The following is a 21,151-nucleotide window of genomic DNA, read 5'->3' on the forward strand; positions in this document are numbered from 1 at the left end:
CTTTGGAAGTAGCACTTAGTAAAAGTTCTAAACCCGATGAATTGCAACGTATCCTTGCTGGTTCTGGAGGGATGAATGCTAAGGGCGTTAGAGCGAAGGCGACTCGCTAGTCTAGAGAAAGCACGGACTCTTACCATAAAACTTGCGATTAGACTTAATCTAGAAAAAAGCCATGCCTACTTTTATTGCTCAAGTTCGGGACAAATCAGGCAAAGCCAAAAAACAAAAAATTGAAGCTGCTACTCCTGAACAAGCCCGCAGCATCCTAGAAAATCGGTATTCTGCTGTTGGCAGCGTCAAGAAAAGCTTAGATGTTAGCTTTAGCCTGTCTGACCTTTCCGAAAAATTTACCAATGTCACGATCAAAGACAAAGCGGTCTTTTCTCGTCAGTTTGCCGCTATGGTTAATGCTGGTGTGGCTATCGTCCGCTGTCTTGGGGTATTAGGGGAACAGTGTTCTAATCCTAAGCTGAAAAAGGCTTTGATGAACATCAGTGGCGAGGTCCAACAAGGAACTAATCTATCGGATGCTATGCGTAAGCATCCAGATTGTTTTGATACTCTTTACGTGAGTATGGTTCAGGCTGGGGAGGTTGGGGGTGTGCTTGATGAAGTGCTCAACCGATTAGCTAAGCTGCTAGAAGATATGAATCGGCTGCAAAACCAAATCAAATCAGCTATGGCTTACCCTAGTGTGGTAGGTTTCTTAGCCCTACTGGTTTTTCTGGCAATGACGATGTTTCTGATCCCAATCTTTGCTGGGATATTTCAAGATTTAGGAACGGAATTGCCAGCTTTAACTAAGTTTATGCTATGGTTGAGCGGCATCCTTAGAAGTTGGAAAGTATTGATTCCCATTGCTGTTGTAATTGTATTAGTTACAGCTTTTAAGTATTACTATAAAACCCCAATGGGGAAGTTGCAAATTGATGCTTTGCAGTTGAAAATTCCCCTGTTTGGTGAGTTGAATGAAAAAGGCTCTGTAGCTCGCTTTTGCCGAGTGTTTGGCTCCTTAACTCGTTCGGGAGTACCGATCCTGAATTCTTTAGATATTGTAAGAGATACAGCGGGTAACCAGGTAATTGCTAATGCTATTGACTCAGCTAAGTATGAGATTCAACAGGGTGGGATGATTAGCCTGGCCTTACAACGAGAAAACGTTTTTCCTCCTTTAGCAATTCAAATGATTAGTATTGGGGAAGAGACGGGGGAGTTGGATTCTATGGTGATGAAAGTTGCTGACTTCTATGAAGATGAAGTCGAGCAAGCGGTTAAAGCACTAACTAGTATCTTGGAACCAATTATGATTGTAGTTTTGGGAGGCATGGTTGGTGTGATCTTGGTATCTATGTATTTACCAATGTTTAAAGTGTTTGACACTATGGGCTAATTCGATGCCTGTTCAGAAATCTGATTACGAAGCTTGGCTAGCAGAGTATAGTAACCATGATGGTGCGATCGCACTCCTGAAATCCTATCGACCTTACCTGGAAATGATTCCTAGTATGCGCCGACCTTACGAGAGTGTGATCACCATTCCCTTGCCAGTAGTGAGAATTCGTCACTCGCCATCCTCCTTAGGGCATAAAAGTGTTAGCCATGGCACTGTTACCGAAGCGGTAGGTTTGCCCTGTGATCTAGCTATGGTAATGTGTGATCCGGAATGGAAAGTCAAGATGGAGATAGAGATTCTCCTATTCATCCATCGTCCCCATGAAGACTTTTCTGACTTGCTCAGTCGCTGGCGTCAGACCCAAGTTTTACTGGACAAAGACTATGAATGGCTAATGCCTCCTGGCTATCAACACATTCTCAGTGATGGCGTAAACCGTATCTATCCCCTCTTTGTGGTTTTCCCAGAGACACCCCAACGGATTCAGCGAGGCTTACTAGGGGCTAGTTTACCATTTGTGGTACAAACGACCGATGGGATTAATCTGGAACAGGAGGAAACATCCAGCTTAGTTGAAGAGGGTGGGGAGATGGGGAGATGGGGAGATGGGGAGATAGGGAGATGGGGAGATGGGGAGATGGGGAGGTGGGGAGATGGGGAGTGTGGGAGATAGGGAGTGTGGGAGATAGGGAGTGTGGGGAGATTTTGATTAAGGGTAATTATCAGGAAATTATTTTAGTATAGCGTTTTTCTCAGCTATAAACAGAAGAGGGCTCGCCCAAAGGTGGTGCGTTACGGGGCGGACTATCCCAACCCGGGCGTTGAGGCGGAAAATCAAGGGCTTTCCGCCCCTAACGCACCCTACGCACTATAAACAGAAGAGGGGTCGCCCAAAGGTGGTGCGTTACGGGGCGGACTATCCCAACCTGGGCGTTGAGGCGGAAAATCATAGCAAGTCCGCCCCTAACGCACCCTACGCACGATTCCCGATTCCCGATTCCCGATTCCCGATTCCCGATTCCCGATTCCCTACTCCCTACTCCCTACTCCCTAAAAACGACTATTTCACAAACTGGGGCATAACTTCAGCAGCAGTCAATAGACCATAAATCCCTTTGTGATGTAGGGAAACTCCTGCTTTTAGATAGCCAAAGGCGGGACCACAGACATTAGCAGCCATGCTGGTTTCATCACCAAGGGTAAAGGTGTGAGTGGAAATCTTACCCTCAAAGGTGCGACCTGTGATTTGGACATTGGTACTGAGGGGTTTTTTAGGATTGCGGGTATCCACGACACCACCAACAGAAACGCGATCGCGTGAGCAAATCCCTGCTAGTTCCAGCATCACATCATCAGCGTGTTCCATATTCTCTAGGCTGATGATGCCTTTGGTTTCATCTAATAACGCTTCGACTTCAGCATCACTCATGGCTTTGGCTCGTTCTACATCATAACCGGGAAGGTGAGCAATATCTTCTCGAATGGTTGCTCGATAGGCTTCCCAGTTAGCAATCCCTACCCCAAAGGTAATCTTGACACTGTGAATCTCGGCATAGCTTTGAGATGCGATCGCAGCAGCAGCGGTCAATAGTCCTGGTGTAGCACCGCAGCCAGTCATATAGGTAATTCCAGCGGCTTGCAATTCATCTTGCAGTTGCAACAGTTGTTCTACAGCACTAGTGCGCTTGAGAGCATCTACTAACACTCCCTGCCAACCCGATTGAATAAATTGCTTAACCACCGATGCCATAAAGGTATTCGGTAAATTTGGCAGTGCTAAGAAATATCCATCTACTGTCGCGTTTTGGATTAAGTCTTCGATACTGTTGCTACTTAAAGTGCCACCTGGTTCTACATAACCCAATGAACCTTGGGATTGGTAGGTCTGGATACAACGGTCAGGATTTAAGCCAGCCGCGTCATAAACATAACCTTTGCGGTCAGCTGCTGCTACCCAAAGCATTTCTCCCTTGGGAGCTAAAACTCTGGTAGCGGCTTGACCTAATCCCCCAAAGCCTAAAACCCCTACTCGTATTCGCTCTAATCCATTGGGATTGGCGGTTTTGGGGTTATTTACACCTCTGACTTGCTTTTCACTCATAACTTATAGACTGTTTCGCCCAACTTTAATAATTCATACTTCATACTTCATACTTTGCCCAGTACCCTCAATTCTCTATATTTTGTTAATCTCAGCCGTCAGCCGTCAGCCGTCAGCCGTCAGTAGTCAGCCGTCAGCCGTCAGCCCTCAGCCTTTAGCTGAAAACTGAAAGCTGATAGCTGATAGCTGATACCTGATACCTGATAGCTGATAGCTGATAGCTGATAGCTGAGAGCTGAGAGCTGAGAGCTGAGAGCTGAGAGCTGATAGCTTACTTGTTAATAAACCATTTTTGGGTCATTCCACCCCTTGACTATTCCCTAAAGTTACGAGAAACTTACAAAATATTAAAGTAGACACTCGATTTACTATAAACTTATGTTAATGTTGTTTGCGCCATGATCTAAATTATTATCATTTGATTAGTGACCAGCTATAGCACTGGTCAGTGATCAGTGATATCAATCCGGGATTAGATACTCCTGGACTGGTGCAACAACCGGTGCCACAACCTCTAAATAGGGATAAACGGAGCACTAAGGCGACTATGGAAACATTAGAGTTTGTAATTTATCCAGATGGTCGAGTCCAGGAAAAAGTCACTGGGATCATCGGAGCATCTTGCGCAGAGGTAACAGCTGCTATTGAAGCTCAGCTAGGACGAGTCGTATCTGTTGAGAAAACATCAGATTACTTCGACCAAAAGCTTGAACTGTCGGCAACAGCGACAACTCAAGCTACGGTTAGCCATTGGTAAATTTGTGTTCCAGTTAGTAAATTAGTTTAATTACCAAACATGTCTCATTTCAGCACTATCAAAACCCAAATCCGTAACCGTTCATCCTTAGAAACTGCTTTAAATGACTTAGGGATTGATTGGGAATCTGGTCCTAGCCCTGTGCGCGGTTATCAAGGCCAAACTCGCACTGCTGAAGTAGTGATTGAGCAAGAGAATGACTACGATATCGGTTTTAGTTGGAATGGTAACGCCTACGAACTTGTTGCTGATTTTCAGTATTGGCAACAGCCTTGGTCTGTAGATGGTTTCCTACAACGGGTAACCCAGCGTTACGCTTACAACACTGTAATTAAGGAAACTGCTAAGCAAGGCTTTGAGGTTGCTGAGCAACAAGATAATAAAGATGGTTCCATTCGTTTAGTGGTTCAACGCTGGAGCGCGTAATGTCTGAGTTCTCACCGACGCCAGAGCGTTCGGGTTTAGAACCAGAGTTAGGGGGTGTCTTTCGAGATGCTCCAGAGCGGTCTGGTTTTGAGCCAGAGCTAGGGGGTATTCTGCGACAAAAAGGTGTTTACGTTGATGAAATTACCTGCATTGGCTGTAAACACTGCGCCCACGTCGCTCGCAATACGTTTTATATGGAAGCCGACCACGGTAGATCCCGGGTTTTTCGGCAAGATGGCGACCCAGAAGACGTGATACAAGAAGCGATAGACACTTGTCCAGTAGATTGTATCCACTGGGTTGATTACACTAAGCTTAAAAATCTAGAAGACGAGCGACAATATCAGGTAATTCCTAGAGCAGGATTGCCTATTGAACCAAGTGTTGTGGCTGCCAAAATTAAGGAGAGGAAGCTGGCAAGGAAGCGTAGGAAAAAACGGTAAGCATTCAGCTATCAGCCATCAGCTTTCAGCTTTTAATATTACCAAATCCTCGATGGCTTAGAGCTGTTGAGGGTTTTATGTTGTGTTATCGCAATGGTTTGATTTTAGGGAGCAGGGAGTAGGGAGTAGGGAGTAGGGAAAATGCGATGCTCTGAAAGAGCCGCTACGCGATCGCATTCAACAACAACAATACATTAAAAATGAATAATATTAAATTATAGCACAGCAATATCTTAATTTCTCACAAAATCAAAAATTCTTTAGATCTCTTTCTTACTACTCCCTACTCCCTATTCCCTAATTCCCGTCTTACAAGCAAATACCGCAGGGCATCAATACTTCTGCCCACATAGTCGGAATCCTGGTGTTGTTCAATCCATTCCATGATAGTAGGGAGGATATGATTGGATGTTTCGGCCAATTTGCACAAGGCTTGGGCTGCCCTCCTACGGACATTAGAATGCTGATCCTGAAGCCTTGCTATTAGAGCGTTGACGACGGTTTCTGAGCTGTTGCCCAAATTCCCCAATGCTTCGGCTGTCCACCAACGCACAGCGGAATCGGGATCTTGAAGTCGTCCCACCAGGGCATTTATTACAGGTTCTGAGCTGTTGCCCAATTCGCCCAAACCTACGACTGTCAACCAACGCACATGATCATTCGAATCCTGAAGCTGTGGTAGTAGGACGCTGACTATAGTTTCTGAGCTATTGCCCAATTTGCCCAAGGCTCTGGCTGCCTCCCCACGTACATGATAATCGGGATGCTGAATCAGAGCTAGGAGGGCGTTGACTACTGTTTCTGAGCTGTTTCCCAAATTCCCTAAGGCTGAGGCTGTCCACCCACGCACATTAGAATTCTGATCTTGAAGCAAAGCTAGGAGGGGGCTGACTACTGTTTCTGAGCTGTTTCCCAAATTACCCAAGGCTCTGGCCGCCTCTATACGTACATGATAATCGGGATCCTGAAGCAAAGCTAGGAGGGGGCTGACTACTGTTTCTGAGCTGTTTCCCAAATTACCCAAGGCAAAGGCTGCCTCCCCACGTACATTCGAATTCTCATCCTGAAGCAAAGGTAGGAGGGCGCTGACTAAGGTTTCTAAGCTCTTGTCCAATATGCGCAAGGCAAAGGCTGCCATACCACGCACATCTGAATTCTCATCCTGAAGCAAAGCTAGGAGACGGCTGACTACTGTTTCTGAGCTGTTGCCGAATCTGCCCAAGGCATTGGCTGCCCTCCTACGGACACTAGAATTCTCATCTTCAAGCCTTGTGATCAGGGCATTGATTACAGTTTCTGAGCTATTTCCGAATTTGCCCAAAGCATAGGCGGCTTCCCTACGTACATCAGAATTCTCATCTTTTAGCCGTGCTAGCAATATTGTAATTACCTGTTCCTTTTCCCCTAACTCGTATCGATAGTTAAGCAATCGTGTCTCATCAATTAAATCTGTTCGCTCTTTCAACAATTCCAATACCTGTGCCTCAAAATCCGTGTCATACAAACTACAAATTCTTTGAAAAACCTGCTCGTAAACCATCTCCCCAACCCGCTCCTCACTACTCACCTCCAACTCAACCAACCGCTCTAAAATCTCTTGCACTAACTCACGATCAGCACCACGCAAATTCTTCGGGTCTTCTGCCAAACAATTACCAGCAAACAACAAATCCCGATGTAACCACTGCTCATAGTTACTATTATTAGTCAATACTGCTCGAATTGCCTTTGCCGCATTTTTCGGTTTTTGTTGTGCTATCAGCAATAGTAACACTTCGCGCCAGTGGGAGTCATGTAAATGCTCCCGAATATGATTCAAAACAATATCGAAATCATACTCATTCTCGGCTTGATAGTTAATCTCTTCAGCACACAAATATTCCTGAAAAGTTTTATGGACAAACCCATAATAATCTTGCCCCTGCTCATTCAACAAGCTAGTGCGGTCGCGAATCAAGGTTAAAAATACTTCTGCTTCTTCTTTAGCTTGATATAACTGCACCTGTTTCAAGGTTTTAATCTGCTGACTCAACTGAGCAATCAAATCATCTTGGTTAATCAGCGTGCCGCCTTCGTTATATTCACTATTTCCTTGGCGATGAATCCAATAAGCCAGCAATTCCATCAATCGACGCAAATCATATAAATCTAGATACTTAAATATTCCCTGATTGCTGATTTCTTTATTAGCATCCCAAGAGGTTAACAAGGTTTTGACTGCGCAATTATAAAGCTCAAACCGTTCTTTGGGCAATACTGCTTGATACCGATGAATTAATGCAATAATTGTCAACAGTAACGGATTCCGTGCCAACAAGGTAATCCGGTCATTATCATCCAGGGCTTTTCGTAAACTCTCCTTGCGCCTTTCGGCTTCTGCTTGGTCTTGAAACCGACTGTTATACCAGTTATCAATAAATGCGGAAATCTTCTGGTCATCAAAGGGTTGGATTTGATAGTGGGGAAATTCCTCAGTGCGGAAAAAGTCGCGCCGATAACCAGCCGGTCTAGATGTAATAATAGCGCGATTTCTGTCAAACTGTCCTAAAAAATTCTCGATGCGCTTGACTACATCATGGCGTTTAGCCTCTTCTGCGACTTCATCCAAACCATCCAGCAATATCAAGGCTCTACCATCAGATAACCAATGCTCAAAAAATCCCACTGGTAACGGTTTCACTGACATGGTGTTTTCAGCAAATATCCGAGCATAGTCGATTAGGCTTTTATCGAGATCTCTGGCAAAGTCTCGCATCCTGATTAAAATCGGTAACCAGTCGGTATCACCCTTTAATCCCAAAACCTCAGGATTTCCCTGAGCTAACATTACTGCAAAATAGCTCATCAAGGTGGTTTTACCAGAGCCTGGGGCACCCAAGATTACCACTCGTCTCGACTGACTTTGGCTCAATAACTGCTCAGCCAAGAATTTCCGGCCAGTTGTCTTTTCCAATAGTAGCCTTTCCGGTTTTTCCCCACGTATGGCTACTAACAACTCCCGCTTAAAATTCCTTTCCCAAGCGCCAGCACTTGGTAATTCTTCCACTACATCTGGCATTACAAAAATCTGGGCTAACTTCTCGGATTTTTCTACATCTTGCCCAGGCACAGCAATGCCAGCAAATTTGACATGATTATACCAGTTAGCTAACTGTTGATTATAATCCTGTTTAGCTACCTGAAATTTTATATAAGTATCAGTCTTCTCAAAATAAGCATTAATAAATGTCTCTATCCAAGGCTTGAGACTGTCTTGATTTAGTTCAATAGTCTTGGATTCAGCTTCTTGTTGAAATACGGCGCTTAAAATCTCCCGGTCTGGTTTCCCTTGATTAAATAACGGTTTCTGTAATTCCGCCAAAACAGCAGAATGAGTAAAATAGTGGTTCAAAAACCTACTAACTCCATTCCAGCCATCCGGGGGAGCGTGAAAAAATAAGCGCTGTTGACTATCCAGTTGTTTGTCCCATTGATCAACGGCTTCTGCTCCGGCTTTGATGGCTTTTTCGATATCGCTTTTCGTCAAGGCTTGAGTTAAGCGTTTACCTGCTTCTTTAGCAACAATACTTAACAATGGTGGCGCTATTTGCGATAGTTCCAAACCAGCCAAAAGGGACACGGCTTCCATAATTTATAGGTAGTTATGTTGGATTGGTTTAATTATAGCAATTTATAAAGCAGGGAGCAGGGAGCAGGGAGCAGGGAGCGGGGAGCAGGGAGCAGCGAAGCTTCCGCTAAGAGCGATCGCTAATTAAAAACATCAGTAAAAAAATACTAATCTTTTTTTTAATATACCCCCTTACGAAAAAAATATAAAAAAATAAATAAAATTTACTTGACAAAATAAATGATTACTTATTAACATAAAAATGTCACAAAAACAACAGCAAAAAACATTATGGACATCGAAAACTTTCTCCCAAATTTTGAGTATAATCCCAACAATCCTAATCTCCCTGAATTATTTAGCCAACCCCAGCCAGGACGGGAGCAAATCAAACATATATTGATCGGTTCTCCCAAAACTGTGCGGGTCACAATCTATAATCTTTATGGCCGTGGCTACGCCCAAGTTCATGAGTGGAGCACTCCTCAACCTACCGGAAATCCTAGTGAGGTGATCAGTATATTGATTCGACATCTGTTGGTAGATTAAGATAGCAAGTTGCCAGGGATGCCAATCCCTGTCTTGATGCAGTCGCTCATGGGGGAAACCCCCAAGACCGCGCTGCATCGCTGGCGACAGGTCAAAACTCAGGAGAAAGTACGACGTCTTAAGTCTAAGACCTAAGTTAGTATGTTGTTGATTTGGTGAACACATAGTCAAGAATCCTAGGGCTCTTGACTATTACAAAAAATAATTCGGTCAAGCATTGGAATTAACCAGAACTTGACCGAATTTTTTTTGTTGAGGGAACAGGGAATCGGGAACAGGGAGTAGGGAATCGGGAGTAGGGAATCGGGAATCGGGCAGTAACGCACCACTGGGTCAAGCAGCTTTAATGACATGCACTCACATCACCCACAGCACCCATAGTGATAATGCAATAGTTTTTCTAACTTCCCACGCTAACCACTCATATCACCCCTGGTGTTAATGCAATAGTTTTTCTATCCAACCACCCTCATAACCCTCATTGCCCTTACAACCCCTGACGTTAATGCAATAGTTTTTCTGGCTGACCACCCTCATAACCCTTATAACACTCATGATACTTTCGATACTTCTCACCCACCCCTTGCATTTTATAAAAAATCGTGTTACGATAACAATATCGTTAAAGCAATGGTTTTGCCGCCATGATGATTTCTACCGCACAAGCTGCTAATTTACTAGGTATCTCTGCCACTCGCGTCCGTTTCCTGTTGAGCAAGGGCAGAGTCAAAGGAGCTTATAAGGTCGGTAGAACTTGGGTGATTCCTTTATTTGATGGCATGCCAGTGGTTACCCCTGGCACTCGTGGACCGAAGCGGAATTGGTCAAAGCGTACAAATTACACGAAGGCGGTCATCCACGTTAATCAGAAAGTGATTCGCCAAAATCACAACACCGGCGAACGCAATCCGGTGATTACGGTCAAACGAGGCTCTAAAAACATTTACGGTCATACTGTCGAAGTCAATGGCCCTTGTCGGGTGATGTATCGCCCAGATGATCCCCTACACTGTGGAGCACGGGTATGGATTGAGACGATTTCTGATTTTAAGGTCATCGCCTAAGGGGTCAGCGGTCAGCCGTCAGCCGTCAGTGGTCAGGTTCATGTAGGGTGGGCAGTGCAGCAGAAGACAGATAATTAAGCTTGCAAACCACGTTGCACTGCCCACCCTACGATTATTAATAGACCTCTATGCGCTGATAGCTGATAGCTGATAGCTGATAACTGATGGCTGATAGCTGATAAACTTGATATTAGCCCAGAGAGTTGTGGTCAGTCAGTAGTTTTTCAACTCTAGCTTCTTCAACTTTCGAGGTTAGTTTTTTCGATTCATGGATATCTCGTGTAGTTTTAGCGATGTTGATGCTAGAGCCAATAGAGAAAAGTAAACCGATACCTAAGTAGCCTTTGATCCAGTTATCTGCTGGCAAATTGGCAATGCCAATAGCCATAGCAAAAACCGAAATAACAAAAGACGCCCAAGACTGAATTACCCAACCTGTACTATGGCTTTGGTTGCTAAATCGTTCTTGCATGTTATTCAACCTTTAAGTGCGATAATATTAATGAATTTAATTTTGATCATACAAAGCTTATTGTCTAGTAAGTTGAGAGCAATGACAGTTTTTGGAGCTGCATACAATAGCATTTATCGAGTAAGTCAAATAGGTGGAGGGGCAGGAGTTAGGTAAGCATTCAGCTATCAGTGATCAGCCGTCAGCTCATCAACAACCGTCGCCAGCTGAACCAACTGTCCCCAAGCTGATCAAGTATCCCTACTAAGGTGGTATGATTCTTCAATTTTCCCAATTACTGTACACTCCAGACTTCACCCCCAGTAAGGGTAACAATTCTGCTTATTTCCCAGTCATGTGAGGTAGATAAGTTGTGGATTTTAGGCAATAGGGAATAGGCAATAGGGAATAGACAATAGATAAAACTAGGAAAGAGAACCGATAATTTTTGCCTGTTCTTATAAATCAGCATTGGGTTTTATGATTTATTTGGAAATGCTATAGTTGAGCTTATTAAGATGCTATTGCACACCTGAAAAACTGGAAAACCATGACTTTATATGATTCTAATCCTAACACAAAAGCCCAACCCATAACTAAGGATTTGGTATCCATTTCTTAAGCCATTGATTCTGATCTGGCTAATTATAATTTTTGATTGTATATGTCATTGGTTTGCTAATTTTAAAATTCAGCATAAGTATTGGTGGTTAAATTATTTGTAGCTTAAGGGATTGAGTTACAGTTTGTAAAACTAGGTGATAAAAGACTAGTAAAGGGTTGATGTCAAATTATGTAAAAAATTTTTTTTCGGGCTTTAACACTGTATAATACCATTCGAAGTATGAAAATTATGTCAAAAAAAGCAAGTATGTCACAAAACATTAATCAAAGGAGAACAGTTCATGATTTTCCCAACGTGATTGCTGTCAAACGACAGGACTGTCTAGGTGGTTTTTTCACACCCACTCTTGCGGATATTACGGTTAAGCATAAAATGCTAGAGGACTATTTTCGTTCGCCAACCGTAGGTTTGCTCTTACCTCTTGGCTCTAAGCGGGAACAGGATACTTTTTCCGAAACTTTGAACTATTGCCTAAACTGGGGGATTGCATTAGAGAGAATTGTCGTGATACATTCACCGCGAGCGCAAGCTGTCGTGGATCACTTGGGGCTGAAGGAAAAAGGCTGCGTGATTCTCAACGAAGCAGCTATGCTTGATTTATTTAACCTAGAGCGCATTCACTCGCGCTTTGCAGTCGATCTTGCCAAACATAAAGGCAAAGGAAGAGCCTTTGCGATAGCTTTTGCTTACTTGAAATATGTTCAGCAATGGCAGACACTCAAAGATCTATTTGTTCTTGATGTTGATATCAACGCTACCCAATATCGACCACTTCACTATTTGGGATATGCCCAAGCTATTTTTCCAGATCAAGAGCGTCTATTTCTGCTCACGGCACAAAACAATACACTCAGGGATAATCACTATCTTTTTGTGATGCGCGATCCCTGGCGACATGAAAACGAACTTGGTTGCCACTATGCTAAACATTTTGATCGGCTCGTCTGGTCTCTAACTGGTGAAACAATGTTGAGATGGGATATGCTAGTCGAGCATATTCCTTTTGCGATCGCTTATGGGATGGAAACGGTGTGGCAGCTTTTTGCGGCAGATTGGGTTGCCCTTTCCCAGCAAGGTAACTATAAAGTTGCCCAAGTAGTTAACCCACAAACAAAAAGAGACGGGGGGAGTCTGGGGCAAAGTGGGCGTTGCTATGATGCGACGATGTACCGTCAATTGAGTCTGATGGCTTGGTTTCTGATTAAATATGGCAAACCGCTATATAAATTCACCCCAGAAGATTACCATACTGTTAATACCCGTTTAAGTCTGGTAAATCGTACTGCAATCTTGCCAGATAATGAAGACCATGGCCTCCCTTATGACGTTCAACTCCATTCTGATCTCTTTATCCCGCCTTTGGGAATGCTAGCCTCTGAAGATTGTTTAAATATTTAGCATTATTTAGCATTCCAAAGAGCTTAGACCACAAGTGTTGAATTGAGTAATAAACGTTACCCAAAATAACTGATATCTCTATACCATTTTTGTTAAACAACTTCATCAAGACACAGAGCAGGAATTACGATAAACATATACTTCTGGGCACTTGTCAGGCAAAAGGCTTGCATAAACAAGAATCGAAAACTACTTCTGCCCGATTCCCGACTCCCAGGGCGTGCGCTTTCCGACTCCCTGCTCCGTGCTCCCTGCCTAAATTTGAAACCGCAAAGCAGTTTATCGCCCAAGGGGCACGAGGATTATTACCGGAATCGGTCTTGGAGCATTTTGGTGAAACAGAGTGGAGTGCGCAACGGATTTGCGCTGGGTGGAACTCTTGCTTATGCTTGTGGATGCAATCCTCAGGTTTTTGGCAATGGAACACAGGAGGTTCTAGATGAGTGATTTCTTAACTCAGAACTGGGAAAAATTCTTAGAAATTCAGGCTATTGGTGATTGGAATGGCATATGGACTCGGCTGGCAGGGAATGGGGAGTTAGTAGAACGTTGTCTTGATGCAGTCGCTCATGGCGCATGGGTCTGTGTGCGGAACCTGCGTCCGCACCGCTGTTTGCCCCGTGGAAACCCCCTTTGGCGGCGCTGCATCGCTATCGATATGAAGATGGTAGGAGTGAGTCTAGAACATTTGGTCCTTACAAAAAAGGCAAGCTAACAACTCCCTTCTTAGACTATAGCTGGACTTGGGGATACACACCTAAGATTGAGCGGGGCCAGTTATATTATTTTGAGACATGCCTCAAGCACGAAAGGTTAGGAGTGAGTGGCGGCTGTAAGTATCTCGAAGATGGCTCATTACATCATGTTACCTCTATCTGGGAGACACTAGACTTCTTTCGAGGAGAGCCTAAAGAGATAGACTATACTTCTTCTGACAATTGGAAGGGGAGTATGATTTCCACTATAACCCCAGACTTAATTATCGCAACTACCAGTGATTGTCAGTGGAAGCCTATAGATGAATTAGCCCAGGAAAATATTATAGTCAGCTTCTCGAATGGAGTGACTGTTAGTCTCCCAGAAAGGTATGCCTATGATAGAGAATCTCTTATAATCACGGATTGGTTAGTGAATCCCGGTCTTTTAAAAAGGGGAATCCGTCACTATAACCAGGAAATTATCTCACTTTTACCTAATGAATTTCATGAGATAACATCTTCAAATATTTATTGCAATTTTTTTTGCGATCGCATAAACTGGATTATAATTAGATTTAATAACAACAATGGGCACAATCATGATCAGGATCAAAAAAAGCGATCGCTTGATTACTGATAGATAGCCAACTTCGGGATTAGGAATAACAAAATTGTAACACAAAAACACACAATAAAAAAAATCATGATCCGGTGACTAATTATATGGAATTAAAAGAGCAAAACTGGAAAAACTTCACGGAAAACCATTTGCGGGATTGGCATGGTATTTGGACAAGGTATTCTCCTGAAGGAGAGATAATAGAATCATTTCAAAGTCTAAGAAGCTTCCGCAGCAATCCAGAAGAAACAGAACTTTATCACACTAATCGTTATATATACGCTGACGGTAGGATAGAAGAAAAAAAATGGCAGTCTAAGAAACAGGATAAGGTGTTACCTGATGGAATGGTTCACCCAGCATTTCCGTCAATGAGATCATTTTTCTTTGAACAAGGTGCAGCTACATGGTCAGCTAAACAGTTAGAACCTGGTTCGATCTTTCAACCGGCTGAATTGTTCTTCAAACATGAAGATATAAGACATAGTGTGCCAATTCTTTATGATACTAATGGCAGTTTGATGCGGATAGTGAGTATCCGTGAAGATGCAGCAGACTTCCCCAGTAACTATTGGTCAAAGGAAATCAATCTCTTACCTGAGAGAAATCTGAGTGGTAACTGGCAAGGAACTTCTGTTACCATGACCCCAGATTTAAAGGTTTCTGACCCAATAGCAACTCAACTAAACTGGCCCTTGGCAGGAAACAAAATGTTCTTTTTCCCTGATGGTATTTCTCTGAGTTGTCCTACTCAAGTCAGTATTGGCACTTCCTTTACCATTGCGGCAAATTGGCTAGTGACAGATTCCCAACTGCAACAACTTAGCGTTAACTATGATAATTATGGAGCCTTTTCTGGCTTGACGCTCGAACTATTGCACCTTTAAACTATAGAGCACTATCCCTAATGATTTGGATTTGGCATCATTTAGGTATCATCCTGCATATTTTTGACGAAAACCAAAATAAAATAGGGATACTAAATGAATTGTGATAATTTTTGTTCCCTACTCCCTACTCCCTAATCCCTACTCCCTGTTACATTTACTAGAGTTTTCTTAAGCTAATGAATTTAAATAAGTTTGTCGATCCCCGATATGATATTTGGATGAAAACAGCAACTATGCTGGAAGAACGTTATCTTTCCTTGGATAGTAATGTTGATTGGGATGGGTTACCAAAAAATATTCCTTCGGCTAGCAAAGAAAGAATACAGAAAATTTTTGATAAAATTAACAACAGTGAAAACCTTAATAAAGGAGAGCGAATTTTTTTGATAATGTTAAAGCTGCTCAATGATACCCCTGTCAATAATGGAGCAGAAATTATCAAACAATTACAAAACCCTATTTGTGAAATAGAAACCATATTTGTGCCTTGGGAGATTGTCTTAGAAAATCAAAAAAGGAATCATCATGAAGCTGAAACTGATCCGATGAAATTAGCTGAGTTATATCGAACTGATTCCACAGAAAGAGCGATTAAAGACGCAAGAGCTGGTATTCCTCCTCAACAACGAGATCAATTTTATCGTGGGATTATGAAACCGCCATCAGAAACAGCTTCTCGTCGCAATATTTTTCCTGGAAAAGTAATTTATGGACTCACTGGACACTTAATTACCATTGATGAAAGTAGTGGTGCTATCCAAATTCAACAAGTTGGTGAACCTTATCAGTCTACAATCACAGGTCTTTGGTTTGATAAAGACTATTTTAAATCGATGCCTAACCGCCCCTATGTCTTTCAAAAACCTGGAGCTGATAGCAAAAATGTTTGGGATAATTATACGTTTAATGAAGCAGCAGATATTAGCAACAAAAAAAGTTAATCTAGATTAAGGAATACAAAAGTACATCGGTCCTGTGAAATAAGCCAAGGGAAAAGAGCGAAGACATAGCGGTGCGCGCACCGTCCAGTTTTTACATTGGTTTGTACGCTCATAATTGGGTAAATTTTTGGGATGAATGTACCGAGTGCCAGTAGGGGTAGGGTGGGCAAATTTTTAGAATTTGATAATTTCGTTAGGTATGATGCCCATTTGCCCACCCTACCAGATCAGGCGATCGCACTGACAGTAGTTCCAAGAGCGATCGCACTTAACGCACCCAACAAGATCAGCGTACGCCCTGTTGTTGACTTGCTATACTCCGAAATAATTTCTTATCTCCTGGGCTTTATTTGCCGCCATATGTGGTGGAATACATGCGCGGTCTTGCGCGCAACGGTTGATTACTTGCCTTAAGTACCGTTCCAATTGAGCCTGATTAGCATTGTAGACATGAGCGTGCGCCCCCTGTAATTGCTGGTTTGGATCATGGGATGATATATGCTGCGGAGATGTCTCTCTCATTCGATTCCCCAGGAACTGCGCTCTGTTCAACGCTAATATCCCGCCTCTGATCGCACTGAACGTAAACATTTTATTGCCATAGTGCCACCCGATACTCGCACCGAAATCCGGGTCTGGTCCAAAGACACGAGCACTACCATCGCCTTGGTGGGCGGCATACCCCGCTCCTAGGTCTCTTCCTCTGTTTGCTGTTATGTCCTGTGTGTACGTCGTTATGCCCGTTCCTAACATGTGGGGATAGTCCGCTGTCTCTATATCCACCCACCAGTCTAGATTCACATCTTGATGATAGTTGTCATTTGGACCATAGATACGTCGGCCTGCGTTCACTTCGTCGTCATGCACCGGTAGGGTGACCACCGTCCGCTGGATTGTTTGCCCTTCGCTAATACTCGCCGTCGAGCCTCCTTGTTGGACTACATGAGTTAATTCATGGGCAATCAATTCCTGTCCACCTTTATTTGATGGATTATACTCGCCTCTCTTGAAAAAGATGTGATTTCCGGTCGTAAATGCTCTGGCTTGGAGGGAGCGATTCAGTGTGTCCGACTGACGGTCTGTGTGGATTTTCACTCGGCTAAAATCCGCCCCCATCGCTTGCCCCATCGACCGTTGTAGACCCGCATCCAAAGCTTGGCCACCACCCCGGGCACGGGATAGGGCTGATTCCAACTCAGGTGATGCTGCGCCACCTCCAATGGCTTTCCGACGGAGCACCAAAGGCTTCAACTGCAAGTCAACTACCGTCTCTTCGTCTCTCTGTAGCCTCTGATTCTCTTGCTTTGTCTGGATTTCTTTCCCTTCCCCCGACTGAACAGTCTCTCCTTGACTGCTAACCCCAGCACCAGGGGCATTAATCTGACTCACCACCTGACGGGCTACCCTGTCCGCTTGCTGCTCATACTTATCCCCAACTGCACCAATGGTTAACTTCGGCTGCACTACCGGTAATCCATTCCCACCCACAGGCACATTTACAAAGCTACGATTCAAACCAGACGCCCTATCAAGGTCGGAGTTTACCTGTTTTTCTGGCACCGAACGCACTGCTGCTCGCTGTAACCAACCACTACTGGGATGGGATGCACTCTGGGACTGTTGCTGATGTTTAGTTAATCCCTGACGCTTCATTTACCAGTCCTCCCTCGATAGATTGGGCATTTTTTATACCCATGTTTTCCGGTTTGATACTCTTAGTTACATTAAACTTCGGACTAGTTGTCTCGGTCAAGGGGAAGGGATCTGGGGTTTTGGGATTAGATTTGACTCTAGTGATTAATCTTCCGGTGGGCAGTGCTTACCTTCGCCCTTTGCCAGCAAATGTATCTGTTTCAAGCACTGCCCACCCTACAGGAACGATTTGCTATTCCTGAAGACTTTGCCCGACTGATTGATCTCACGTTCAATTATGTTCCCAATCTAGTGCGGCGGTTAACTGTAACTAAATTTAGTTGCATGTTCGGGTAATGCCTTTTATAATTAATCACTAGATGGGGTGTCAAGATGACTCGACAAGAAAAGCTGATAAAACGTTTTCTAAGTAAGCCGAAGGGTTTTACTTGGGATGAATTGACCAAGCTTTTGTCCGGACTCGGCTTTGAGGAGGTCAAAGCTGGAAAAACAGGCGGTTCAAGGCGACGATTCATTAACTCTGATGGCGTGGCGATCGCTCTGCACAAGCCTCATCCTCACAACACACTCAAGATGTATCAGATTGAGCAAACGATCGATATTCTTAGGCACGAAGGATTGTTATGAATAACTTTATGAAATACAAGGAATACCTTGGCTCGGTCAATTATAATGATGAGGATGAGATTTTCTACGGGAAAGTAGAGTATATTCGTAGCCTGATCAGTTATGAAGGTCAGGATGTTAAATCTCTTCGGGCCAGTTTTTACGAAGCAGTGGATGACTACCTAGAGCTTTGTAAACTCAAAGGGATAGAACCGGAAAAGCCTTTCAAGGGAAGCTTTAACATCAGACCTGGAACCGACCTTCATCGACGTGCTGCATACGCAGCTATTGAACGAGGGATAAACTTGAACCACCTAGTGACAGAGGCACTTGAGCAGTATCTGAGATAACTGCTTGACCCTGCTTCAACCGAAAGGCGGCGGAGTGGGAGCGATCGCACTCATGCACTGCCCACCCTACAGAAACTGCCAACCCTACAGGAACGATTCCCGATTCCCGATTCCCGATTCCCGATTCCCTTTCCCCTCCTGGGAGGGGTTAGGGGTGGGTTCCGATTCCCGATTCCCGATTCCCGATTCCCGATTCCACACTTGCGGCCTATAACCTAAAATCCTCTGGATAAATTGGTATGTTTAACTTGCGAAACTCCGTCCGTGCCGCTGCGAATACCAACTCCATGGTTACTGATGTACCTGCCTGGGCTGCTAAAAAAGCTGCATTGAGAGCAATATTATTAATACTACCACCGGTAAGATTAAATCGCCCCAAACGGTTATGATCTAATTCTTCTAAAGGTGTTTCCTTTGGAAAAACTTTCTGCCACATCAGCTTACGTTGCAACCGACCAGGGAAGGGAAACTCAATGATAAACCGCAGTCGCCGTAGAAATGCTTGATCTAGAGCACTCTTCATATTGGTTGCCAAAATTGCCAATCCCCGATAAGATTCTATCCGCTGTAATAGATAATTAATCTCTATATTAGCATAGCGGTCATGACTGTCTTTTACTTCACTACGTTTACCAAATAGAGCATCTGCTTCATCAAAAAATAAAATTGCCCCACCATCTTCCGCAGCATCAAATAAACGTCGCAGGTTTTTCTCTGTTTCGCCAATATATTTACTTACCACTGCTGACAGGTCAATGCGGTAAAGATTTAGTTGTAAATTATTAGCAATCACTTCCGCTGCCATCGTCTTTCCGGTCCCACTTTCCCCAGCAAACAAGGCACTGATACCCATTCCCCGATTCATCCGTCGTTGAAATCCCCAATTTTCATAGACTTTACGACGTTGGTTAACTTGGTCAGCAATTTGATGGAGCAAGCCCATTTCTTCTTTTGGTAAAACTAGATCATCCCAAGTGGCTTTGGCATCGATGCGAGTCGCCAAGTTATCCAATTGCGGACGAGTGCTAAGTAAACAAGCATGCCAAAGACGAGTATGGAATTCGACCCTATCTGTTACCTTTTCATCCAGTGCTAACCGGGCATTCTGCTCAATAGTTGATAGGTTAAGATTAAACTGACTGGCTAAAAGGGAGGGACTTTCTGTTAAGCCAGCATCACCAAGACAGTTGCTCCAAGCTGCTTGTTGTTCTGGGGCGGTGGGTTTGGTAATATCAAGGGTAACACTGGCTCTACTTAAATGCGATCGCGCTTCCTGGGTATCGAGAAACAACAAACTGTGGTACCGTGATAAAAATCGGTGGAGTGGTGAAGCGGAACCAGTAGTTGCGGATTTTTCTTGTTCCTGGGCATCGAGGTAAAGCACAACTGGCATCAAAATACTTTCCCTCTCCCACAATCGCAAGAAAGTTTCCAATTCTGCGGCTGGGGTCGGTAGTAACCCCGATGGTAAGCGATACAGTTGCAAACCAAGAGCGGCAGCAGTATGACCAGCAATTAGCTCCTTACTAGGACTATCTGTACCCAACAACTGAATGATGGGTAAATGGGGTGCAGAGCTTGCTTGTTTGAGGTTGTTGATAATTTTTTTAACAATAGTTTCCTGAGAAGGAGGTAGGTTACCTGTGGGGGGTTCCACCCTCATTACTAAGGTTCCCAGTCGGTCATCTAAGTAATTTAAGCCTTTGAGGTAATTGACAATTCGCTCATCACCTTGTATTGCACTAGTAATTAAAGGTTGATATCCTACCTGGTTAATTTCAATCAATCGCCAATAACGCAGGGGACGTTCCGGTGAAACTACATGCCAAGCGGGTTGGTCAAACAGGGAAAGCGCTAAAGCAAAGGTGGGATAGGGACGTTGTCCATCGTTTTGAGCCAAAGCACATAAACCAGCAATGCGGGTATCCAGTTCCATCCCCGCACACAACAGCAACACCCCTTGTTCAAAAGGGGATAGTCCAAACCGCTGACTTAAATACACCAAGGCCGGGTATGGCTCTATGGCTGCAACGGTTTCCATTGCACCATAAGCCTGCTCTATGTCTGTATCTATGACTTCTTTTCCAGCCAGCTGTTGTAAACGCAGACGCAGCCAATCCAGTGCCTTGGCTAAGTAGTTCTCATTACGTTCTAACCAGTAGTCTCCCCGACTCATGATAGCGATCTAAGGGTGAATTACTCATACAGCATGACTCAAAACTTATTACTTTTGGAATTCAGGTCAGTGTAGACAATTTTGAGAAATTGTTCGGGACTGAGAAACCCTTTTCCCCAGGTGGAATCGAACTCAGCAGTAGGCTTGGACCACTAGAGACATCAATGAAAGGATAGATGCCATTGAAGTAGAGTGACCAAGAATAGTGAACATCGGCTCAGTAAATTCATGGCTAATGAATTAATTAGTTGCTCAAAACCTTGTTGTTTTTTGCTATAATTTAGTTTATGAAAAATAATTTCAGAAATGATTCAGCAACGGTTACATTGTGAATCATTTCTGATTGCCATTCGGTTCCAATTCGGCTAAAACTATTTGGTAAAACTAGACTATTTGGTCAAACT

Annotated in this window: 25 protein-coding genes; 19 read left to right on the plus strand and 6 right to left on the minus strand. The window is 43.7% G+C overall.

Annotated elements, in window-relative coordinates; translation table 11 throughout:
- Positions 1 to 172: 172 nt before the first annotated feature.
- The 4 genes from F6K51_RS25815 (at position 173) to F6K51_RS25830 (ending at position 2,502) form a co-directional block, all read left to right on the plus strand.
- Entirely contained in the window at positions 173 to 1,390 is a 1,218-nt protein-coding gene (locus tag F6K51_RS25815) for a type II secretion system F family protein (RefSeq protein ID WP_293025503.1), read from the plus strand.
- A gap of 4 nt (positions 1,391 to 1,394) precedes the next feature.
- Positions 1,395 to 2,066, plus strand: a complete 672-nt coding sequence (locus F6K51_RS25820) for a hypothetical protein (RefSeq protein ID WP_293025505.1) — start codon at positions 1,395 to 1,397, stop codon at positions 2,064 to 2,066.
- A complete protein-coding gene (locus tag F6K51_RS25825) occupies positions 2,015 to 2,137 on the plus strand; it encodes a hypothetical protein (protein WP_293025507.1) in 123 nt (40 codons plus the stop codon). The genes F6K51_RS25820 and F6K51_RS25825 overlap by 52 nt, the downstream gene beginning before the upstream one ends.
- Before the next feature lie 155 nt (positions 2,138 to 2,292).
- Complete coding sequence (locus tag F6K51_RS25830; protein WP_293025509.1) at positions 2,293 to 2,502, plus strand: hypothetical protein; 210 nt, start codon at positions 2,293 to 2,295, stop codon at positions 2,500 to 2,502.
- Here the strand turns inward: F6K51_RS25830 and F6K51_RS25835 are convergent.
- The gene (locus F6K51_RS25835) at positions 2,454 to 3,494 is read right to left on the minus strand and encodes a saccharopine dehydrogenase-like oxidoreductase (protein ID WP_293025511.1); all 1,041 of its coding nucleotides are present in this window, start codon (positions 3,492 to 3,494) and stop codon (positions 2,454 to 2,456) included. The two genes, F6K51_RS25830 and F6K51_RS25835, sit on opposite strands and share 49 nt — an antisense overlap.
- A gap of 547 nt (positions 3,495 to 4,041) precedes the next feature.
- Between F6K51_RS25835 and F6K51_RS25840 the strand changes: the two genes are divergently transcribed.
- The 3 genes from F6K51_RS25840 to F6K51_RS25850 are packed head-to-tail and all read left to right on the plus strand — an operon-like array spanning position 4,042 to position 5,120.
- Positions 4,042 to 4,251, plus strand: coding sequence for a DUF2997 domain-containing protein (locus F6K51_RS25840; protein ID WP_071108026.1), 210 nt, complete (start codon positions 4,042 to 4,044; stop codon positions 4,249 to 4,251).
- Positions 4,252 to 4,290: 39 nt separating this feature from the next.
- Positions 4,291 to 4,677 (plus strand): DUF1257 domain-containing protein, encoded by a 387-nt coding sequence (locus F6K51_RS25845; protein ID WP_009149212.1) that lies wholly within the window; start codon positions 4,291 to 4,293, stop codon positions 4,675 to 4,677.
- Positions 4,677 to 5,120, plus strand: a complete 444-nt coding sequence (locus F6K51_RS25850; protein ID WP_293025515.1) for a ferredoxin — start codon at positions 4,677 to 4,679, stop codon at positions 5,118 to 5,120. The genes F6K51_RS25845 and F6K51_RS25850 overlap by 1 nt, the downstream gene beginning before the upstream one ends.
- Positions 5,121 to 5,403: 283 nt before the next feature.
- Here F6K51_RS25850 and F6K51_RS25855 read toward each other — a convergent pair whose 3' ends face one another.
- Positions 5,404 to 8,748: a HEAT repeat domain-containing protein gene (locus tag F6K51_RS25855; RefSeq protein WP_293025517.1), complete on the minus strand. Its 3,345-nt coding sequence runs from the start codon at positions 8,746 to 8,748 to the stop codon at positions 5,404 to 5,406.
- 270 nt (positions 8,749 to 9,018) lie between these two features.
- Between F6K51_RS25855 and F6K51_RS25860 the strand changes: the two genes are divergently transcribed.
- Positions 9,019 to 9,276: a hypothetical protein gene (locus F6K51_RS25860; RefSeq protein ID WP_293025519.1), complete on the plus strand. Its 258-nt coding sequence runs from the start codon at positions 9,019 to 9,021 to the stop codon at positions 9,274 to 9,276.
- A 176-nt stretch (positions 9,277 to 9,452) separates the two neighbouring features.
- On the opposite strand, the gene F6K51_RS25865 is transcribed toward F6K51_RS25860, so the two are convergent.
- Positions 9,453 to 9,629, minus strand: a complete 177-nt coding sequence (locus F6K51_RS25865; RefSeq protein WP_293025521.1) for a hypothetical protein — start codon at positions 9,627 to 9,629, stop codon at positions 9,453 to 9,455.
- A 291-nt stretch (positions 9,630 to 9,920) separates the two neighbouring features.
- Here F6K51_RS25865 and F6K51_RS25870 point away from each other — a divergent pair, with 291 nt between their 5' ends.
- A complete protein-coding gene (locus tag F6K51_RS25870) occupies positions 9,921 to 10,340 on the plus strand; it encodes a helix-turn-helix domain-containing protein (protein WP_293025523.1) in 420 nt (139 codons plus the stop codon).
- Positions 10,341 to 10,530: 190 nt separating this feature from the next.
- Here F6K51_RS25870 and F6K51_RS25875 read toward each other — a convergent pair whose 3' ends face one another.
- Complete coding sequence (locus tag F6K51_RS25875; RefSeq protein WP_293025525.1) at positions 10,531 to 10,812, minus strand: YiaA/YiaB family inner membrane protein; 282 nt, start codon at positions 10,810 to 10,812, stop codon at positions 10,531 to 10,533.
- Between the two features lie 832 nt (positions 10,813 to 11,644).
- On the opposite strand from F6K51_RS25875, the gene F6K51_RS25880 reads away from it, so the two are divergent.
- The 6 genes from F6K51_RS25880 to F6K51_RS25905 all read left to right on the plus strand — a co-directional run bounded on the left by F6K51_RS25880 (position 11,645) and on the right by F6K51_RS25905 (position 15,962).
- The gene (locus tag F6K51_RS25880) at positions 11,645 to 12,814 is read left to right on the plus strand and encodes a hypothetical protein (protein ID WP_293025527.1); all 1,170 of its coding nucleotides are present in this window, start codon (positions 11,645 to 11,647) and stop codon (positions 12,812 to 12,814) included.
- 167 nt (positions 12,815 to 12,981) lie between these two features.
- Positions 12,982 to 13,257, plus strand: coding sequence for a hypothetical protein (locus tag F6K51_RS25885; RefSeq protein ID WP_293025529.1), 276 nt, complete (start codon positions 12,982 to 12,984; stop codon positions 13,255 to 13,257).
- A complete protein-coding gene (locus F6K51_RS25890) occupies positions 13,254 to 13,529 on the plus strand; it encodes a DUF3598 family protein (protein ID WP_293025531.1) in 276 nt (91 codons plus the stop codon). Before F6K51_RS25885 ends, F6K51_RS25890 begins: the two co-directional genes overlap by 4 nt.
- Entirely contained in the window at positions 13,448 to 14,149 is a 702-nt protein-coding gene (locus F6K51_RS25895) for a DUF3598 family protein (RefSeq protein ID WP_293025533.1), read from the plus strand. Before F6K51_RS25890 ends, F6K51_RS25895 begins: the two co-directional genes overlap by 82 nt.
- Before the next feature lie 74 nt (positions 14,150 to 14,223).
- Positions 14,224 to 15,018, plus strand: a complete 795-nt coding sequence (locus tag F6K51_RS25900; protein WP_293025535.1) for a DUF3598 family protein — start codon at positions 14,224 to 14,226, stop codon at positions 15,016 to 15,018.
- Positions 15,019 to 15,197: 179 nt separating this feature from the next.
- Positions 15,198 to 15,962: a hypothetical protein gene (locus F6K51_RS25905; RefSeq protein WP_293025537.1), complete on the plus strand. Its 765-nt coding sequence runs from the start codon at positions 15,198 to 15,200 to the stop codon at positions 15,960 to 15,962.
- A gap of 312 nt (positions 15,963 to 16,274) precedes the next feature.
- Here the strand turns inward: F6K51_RS25905 and F6K51_RS25910 are convergent, their stop codons facing one another.
- Positions 16,275 to 17,615: a DUF4157 domain-containing protein gene (locus tag F6K51_RS25910; RefSeq protein WP_293025539.1), complete on the minus strand. Its 1,341-nt coding sequence runs from the start codon at positions 17,613 to 17,615 to the stop codon at positions 16,275 to 16,277.
- Between the two features lie 162 nt (positions 17,616 to 17,777).
- On the opposite strand from F6K51_RS25910, the gene F6K51_RS25915 reads away from it, so the two are divergent.
- The 4 genes from F6K51_RS25915 to F6K51_RS25930 are packed head-to-tail and all read left to right on the plus strand — an operon-like array spanning position 17,778 to position 18,785.
- Entirely contained in the window at positions 17,778 to 17,951 is a 174-nt protein-coding gene (locus tag F6K51_RS25915) for a hypothetical protein (RefSeq protein WP_293025541.1), read from the plus strand.
- 36 nt (positions 17,952 to 17,987) lie between these two features.
- Positions 17,988 to 18,242 (plus strand): type II toxin-antitoxin system HicA family toxin, encoded by a 255-nt coding sequence (locus F6K51_RS25920; protein WP_293025542.1) that lies wholly within the window; start codon positions 17,988 to 17,990, stop codon positions 18,240 to 18,242.
- A gap of 8 nt (positions 18,243 to 18,250) precedes the next feature.
- Positions 18,251 to 18,571, plus strand: a complete 321-nt coding sequence (locus F6K51_RS25925) for a type II toxin-antitoxin system HicB family antitoxin (protein ID WP_293025544.1) — start codon at positions 18,251 to 18,253, stop codon at positions 18,569 to 18,571.
- A gap of 4 nt (positions 18,572 to 18,575) precedes the next feature.
- Positions 18,576 to 18,785: a hypothetical protein gene (locus F6K51_RS25930; RefSeq protein WP_293025546.1), complete on the plus strand. Its 210-nt coding sequence runs from the start codon at positions 18,576 to 18,578 to the stop codon at positions 18,783 to 18,785.
- Here F6K51_RS25930 and F6K51_RS25935 read toward each other — a convergent pair.
- Positions 18,780 to 20,747, minus strand: a complete 1,968-nt coding sequence (locus tag F6K51_RS25935) for an ATP-binding protein (RefSeq protein ID WP_293025547.1) — start codon at positions 20,745 to 20,747, stop codon at positions 18,780 to 18,782. The two genes, F6K51_RS25930 and F6K51_RS25935, sit on opposite strands and share 6 nt — an antisense overlap.
- Positions 20,748 to 21,151: the final 404 nt, after the last annotated feature.

The sequence above is a fragment of the Moorena sp. SIO3I8 genome, assembly GCF_010692325.1.
Classification (GTDB): domain Bacteria; phylum Cyanobacteriota; class Cyanobacteriia; order Cyanobacteriales; family Coleofasciculaceae; genus Moorena.